Source organism: Acinetobacter sp. 226 (assembly GCF_048147925.1).
Lineage (GTDB): Bacteria > Pseudomonadota > Gammaproteobacteria > Pseudomonadales > Moraxellaceae > Acinetobacter > Acinetobacter pecorum.
Genome location: NZ_JAYWYX010000058.1, coordinates 1 through 4,868, shown reverse-complemented (window position 1 = coordinate 4,868; position 4,868 = coordinate 1). Strand labels below are relative to the sequence as shown.

Sequence of the window (4,868 nt, the reverse complement as noted above, 5' to 3'; positions counted from 1 at the left end):
CTTTATTGATGAATTTATTCTCGATAAGAATCATCTGCTGCCACAGAAAATCTATAAATAATAGTGCGTAAGTCCTAGTTTTTTTAGTTCGGAACACATATTATGCTCGGAAACAATTCAATCCGCTAAAGTCAGATAAGGCACTTATGACACAGGCCCATCCTGGAAAAGTACTGTGGAGGGTTATAGCGGAAAAAGAGACATATTGAAAAATCTGTCTCAAGTCGCTGCTCTTGTACTTAAATTTCTACATTGCAAATAATGGACTAAATCCCTGTTTGCGTAACAATTTCCGATACATGCTTGAACTCCGATCTGCCGGAAAATGCGCTTCTAAAGATAAGTCCAAAGGTAAATATTCAGGTTTCTGGTTTTCCACAATGACACGATCTTCTTCAAAGATTTTCATATTAAATGCATAGGCATCTTCAACCGGTAAATCTTTATCATAATTGCGGCAAATAGGTGCAAAAAGTCGTGTTGAACGTGCAGTCATCGGTGAAGCCGCATTCATGATGACCTGCTTGGCATTATTCGGAAAATGAATCGTAAGGGTTGCAGTAAAGGGTAGGCTGACTTCGAAATGACGTAACCATTTAAAATCTTCTTGGCCACGCTGCTCGATTCCGATCGGATAACGTCCTACACTGCTGATGTAATCTGCGTTAAAACCGACCTCTGTTTCTGTCGTACTATACTCAGGAACTTCTACATCGTCCGGATCGCCAAAAGTATCGGGATGCACCCAGGCAAAATGTGCCACATCAATAAAACCTTCGAGCTGTCTTCCTGCAAAACATTGAATGTCTATCTGAGGACAGACCAGTTGCTGATACTCAGCATCATCCCAAAAAGGCATATGAGGAATATGAGGTTCTGCATCTTTTGTGGCACTTAACGAACACCAGATCAGACCATATTTTTCTACCGCAGCATAAGTTTTTAGATGGAAGCGCTCCGATATTTTATGCTGAGGATGGGCAGGAATACGGTTGCATTTACCTTCACTGCCAAAGCGTAAACCGTGATAACGACACACCACGCCCTGGCCGTCATTTTTCCCCAAGCTTAAAGGTACACCGCGATGCGGACATGCATCTTTCGCCACCACCAGTTCATCGTTCATTTTATAAATCACCAGCGGCATATCAAGCAGCATGCTACTTGTTGGCTGGTCTGTAATATCACGCGCAAGAGCAATCGGATACCAGTGCTGAGCCAAGAGATGCCAGTCATGTTCCTCGAATGTCATATGGACTGGTAAGTCGGGACTAAAAGTGGCGATATTTGTATTCATGGTGGATTCTGTTTCGTGACCTTTAGCTGGACTATAAAACAGCAATGTGTTCTATGAAATTTCAATTAACAGGACACAGGATTGCGTAAATCAGAACACTGACCGGCGATTGAAAACAAATAAACATCTTTCCAGTTTTTTTATATTCAACCACGCAAATATTGAGGTGGGATATTTCTAAGCTTAAATCTCGCTGAAAATATTTTTTTAAAAAGCGTGCTCTCAGTTTCAATGCTCTACTTTGGCGCATAAATTGCTTATCACGCGTATAGACCATTGATCATTTACTAGAATCGACAAGGAATTGATGTGACGACTAGCTACTTACGCGGACAAGAACTTATTGACAGCATTCGCAGTGCACCTTATTCGCGTGACCTGATTGGTTATCATGGCGAACCACCAAAAGTGCAATGGCCAAACGGCGCGCGTGTCGCGGTACAGTTTGTACTGAATTATGAAGAAGGTGGTGAAAACCACATTGAACATGGCGATACAGGGTCAGAACAGTTTTTATCTGAAATCATTGGTGCTGCCAGCTTTCCAGATAAACATATGTCGATGGATTCGATGTACGAATATGGTTCACGTGCAGGTTTCTGGCGCATTCATCAGGAGTTCCAGAAACGTGGTTTGCCGATGACCATCTTTGGAGTCGGTATGGCCTTAATACGTAATCCTTATGTAGTCGAGGCGATTAAAGCCGCTCATTATGATGTCGTTTCACATGGGCAGCGCTGGCTACATTATCAGGACATGCCAATTGAACTCGAACGTCAGTATATGGATCAGGCGATCAGTGTTCTGGAAAGCCTGTTTGATGAGGCACCAATCGGCTGGTATACCGGTCGGGACAGTCCGAATACCCGTCAACTTCTGGCTGAATTTCCTCAAATCAAATATGACGCTGATTACTATGGGGATGACTTGCCATTTTGGAGCACCTTGACTAATCAGGCAGGGGAAACACGTCCGCATTTGATTATTCCTTATAGCCTGGATAGCAATGACATGAAATTCAGTTCACCTGGCGGTTTTAATAGCGGGAAACAGTTTTATCAATATCTCAAAGATGCTTTTGATGTGCTCTATGCCGAAGGTGAAACTGCGCCAAAAATGCTGTCGATTGGCATGCACTGCCGTATTTTAGGACGGCCGGGACGTTTTAAAGCACTACAAAGGTTCTTGGACTACATTCAAAATCATGACAAGGTCTGGATTTGCCGCCGTGGGGATATTGCCGAGCACTGGTATAACCATCATGCGCCATAATCATAAAATATGTTTGGAAATATCAGTTTAAATGCTCTTTTTTGAGTCATGTACTTTATGAAAATCATGAAAACTCAGCTTTGGCACTATTATTGCAAAACTTGCCTTAAATAATCATTCCAGATAATCAGGCGATTGAATAGTGCAACTCTTTGAATTTAATCAAGCATCAATAGAAGAGGCGATGATCTTTTTAAAGCACTGCGTGCAAATACCCAGTTGGTCAACCGAGCTTGTCGCAAAGCGTCCTTATGCAGCGCTTGAGGAGGTTTTGAGTGCAGCGCAACAACAAGCAGCGACCTGGAACTGGGATGAGATTAAAGCTGCGCTGGATAATCATCCCCGTATAGGCGAGAAAAAAGCACAAGCTGAATTAAGTGAAATAGAAAAAGACTTTTCCCATCATGAACAATCCGGCATTGCCGCAGATGATGATACCCGGCTTGCACTGCTTAAAGGCAATCTTGCCTATGAAAAAAAATATGGGTTTATCTTTCTGATCAAAGCCGCTGGATTGAGCAGTGAAGACGTTCTTCACGCCCTGATATCTCGCTTGCTGAATGATCCAGAGATTGAGAAATGTATTGTGCATCAACAACTGGCAGAAATTGCCTTGTCACGACTGGCTCAGGAGCTTCATGCATGATTAGCACACATATTCTGGATACGCATCTGGGAAAACCTGCAACAGACGTGGTCGTTCGACTATTTTCAGAAGACGGTCGCCTGATCAGGGAAGCAAAAACCAATACAGACGGCCGCGTCAGTGATTTTGGCATGGTCGATTTAAACACAGGTATCTATAGTCTTGAGTTTTTTACATCTGCCTATTTTGAAGGTTTGGGATTAGAAACTTTTTTTCCTAAAGCAGTCATTCATTTTTATATAAAAGATGTATCCCAGCATTTTCATATTCCTTTACTGATCAGCCCATTCGCGTACTCCACATATCGCGGAAGCTGATTTTATATTTTGACTTTGAGGTGAGAAAAATGACAGAACAAAGTAAAACAATATCACCTGAACATGAATATTTAGGTGCGGGAAAAAGTGCAGCTTATGGTTTACAACACGTACTGACCATGTATGGTGGAATTATTGCACCACCTTTAATCGTGGGAACGGCAGCCGGCCTAGAAGCCTATCAAATTGGATTATTGATTGCAGCGGCGCTATTTGTGGGTGGTTTAGCTACAATTTTGCAAACCGTTGGGGTGAAATATATTGGCGCGAAATTACCTTTGGTGCAGGGAGTTTCTTTTGCCGGGGTTGCGACGATGGTGGCGATTGTGACTACAGGCGGTGGTTTGCAAGCCGTCTACGGTGCAGTCATTGTCGCCTCATTGATCGGTTTTTTTCTGGCACCTTATTTTTCCAAAATTATCCGTTTCTTTCCTCCTGTAGTGACCGGCTGCGTCATTACTATCATTGGTTTGTCTTTATTACCTGTAGCAGTCCGATGGATGATGGGCGGCAATCCCAAGGCACCAGAATGGGGAAGTGTCGAAAATATTGGTCTGGCACTGATGACATTGGCTTTTGTCATCTGCCTGAATCTGAGCCGACATGCTGCGATTCGTCGCTTGTCTATTCTTCTGGCAATTGTTTTTGGTTCAGTAGTGGCCTATTTATTTGGTTTTGGTGATTTCTCTAAAGTTGCGAATGGAACATGGATTCAGGTACCCAGCTTCTTCGCCTTTGGGCTACCGACTTTTGAGCTCACTGCCATTATTTCCATGCTCATCGTTACTCTCGTGATTATGACCGAAACCACAGCAGATATCATTGCAGTGGGTGAGATTGTAGGTACCCAAGTGGATGCGGATCGTATCTCGAATGGCTTGCGTGCCGATATGTTATCGAGTGCGGTGGCACCGGTTTTTGGTTCCTTCATGCAAAGTGCTTTTGCGCAAAATGTGGGTTTAGTAGCTATTACCGGAATTAAAAGCCGCTTTGTGGTCGCTGCGGGTGGCATGATTTTAGTCGTACTGGGTTTACTGCCAATTATGGGGCGTTTGATTGCTGCCATTCCTGTACCTGTACTGGGTGGAGCGGGTCTGGTGCTTTTTGGAACCGTTGCTGCGAGCGGAATTCGTACCTTGGCTAAAATTGATTATAACGAGCAAAAAAATCTCATTATTGTCGCGACGGCTATTGCAGCAGGCATGATTCCAATTATTGATCATTCCTTTTATGCCAACTTTCCAAAATGGGTGCAAACCGGCTTTGTTGCACAAACCTAGCCTATAAGGTTTATTCAGTCCTATAATTTCAAAATGAATAAACATACTCCTAAAAC

4 protein-coding genes and 1 pseudogene are annotated in these 4,868 nt (G+C 43.1%); 4 read left to right on the top strand and 1 reads right to left on the bottom strand.

Annotated elements, in window-relative coordinates:
- Positions 1 to 247 precede the first annotated feature (247 nt).
- Positions 248 to 1,297 carry a Rieske 2Fe-2S domain-containing protein gene (locus VXP95_RS15225; RefSeq protein WP_416680135.1) on the bottom strand — a complete coding sequence of 350 codons (1,050 nt, stop codon included), beginning with the start codon at positions 1,295 to 1,297 and terminating at the stop codon, positions 248 to 250.
- Positions 1,298 to 1,606: 309 nt separating this feature from the next.
- Here VXP95_RS15225 and puuE point away from each other — a divergent pair, with 309 nt between their 5' ends.
- The 4 genes and pseudogenes from puuE to VXP95_RS15205 form a co-directional block, all read left to right on the top strand.
- Complete coding sequence (gene puuE / locus VXP95_RS15220) at positions 1,607 to 2,569, top strand: allantoinase PuuE (RefSeq protein WP_416712339.1); 963 nt, start codon at positions 1,607 to 1,609, stop codon at positions 2,567 to 2,569.
- A gap of 142 nt (positions 2,570 to 2,711) precedes the next feature.
- A complete protein-coding gene (uraD, locus tag VXP95_RS15215; RefSeq protein WP_416712338.1) occupies positions 2,712 to 3,215 on the top strand; it encodes a 2-oxo-4-hydroxy-4-carboxy-5-ureidoimidazoline decarboxylase in 504 nt (167 codons plus the stop codon).
- The gene (gene uraH / locus VXP95_RS15210; protein ID WP_416712337.1) at positions 3,212 to 3,532 is read left to right on the top strand and encodes a hydroxyisourate hydrolase; all 321 of its coding nucleotides are present in this window, start codon (positions 3,212 to 3,214) and stop codon (positions 3,530 to 3,532) included. Before uraD ends, uraH begins: the two co-directional genes overlap by 4 nt.
- A 29-nt stretch (positions 3,533 to 3,561) precedes the next feature.
- Positions 3,562 to 4,797: pseudogene (locus tag VXP95_RS15205) on the top strand (nucleobase:cation symporter-2 family protein); the annotation flags it as partial.
- Between the last annotated feature and the right edge of the window lie 71 nt (positions 4,798 to 4,868).

What these genes read in the sequence shown, in the direction of transcription:
- VXP95_RS15225 (WP_416680135.1), bottom strand. Translation starts at nt 1,297, where the DNA reads ATGAATACAAATATCGCCACTTTTAGTCCCGACTTACCAGTCCATATG.
- uraH (WP_416712337.1), top strand. Translation starts at nt 3,212, where the DNA reads ATGATTAGCACACATATTCTGGATACGCATCTGGGAAAACCTGCAACA.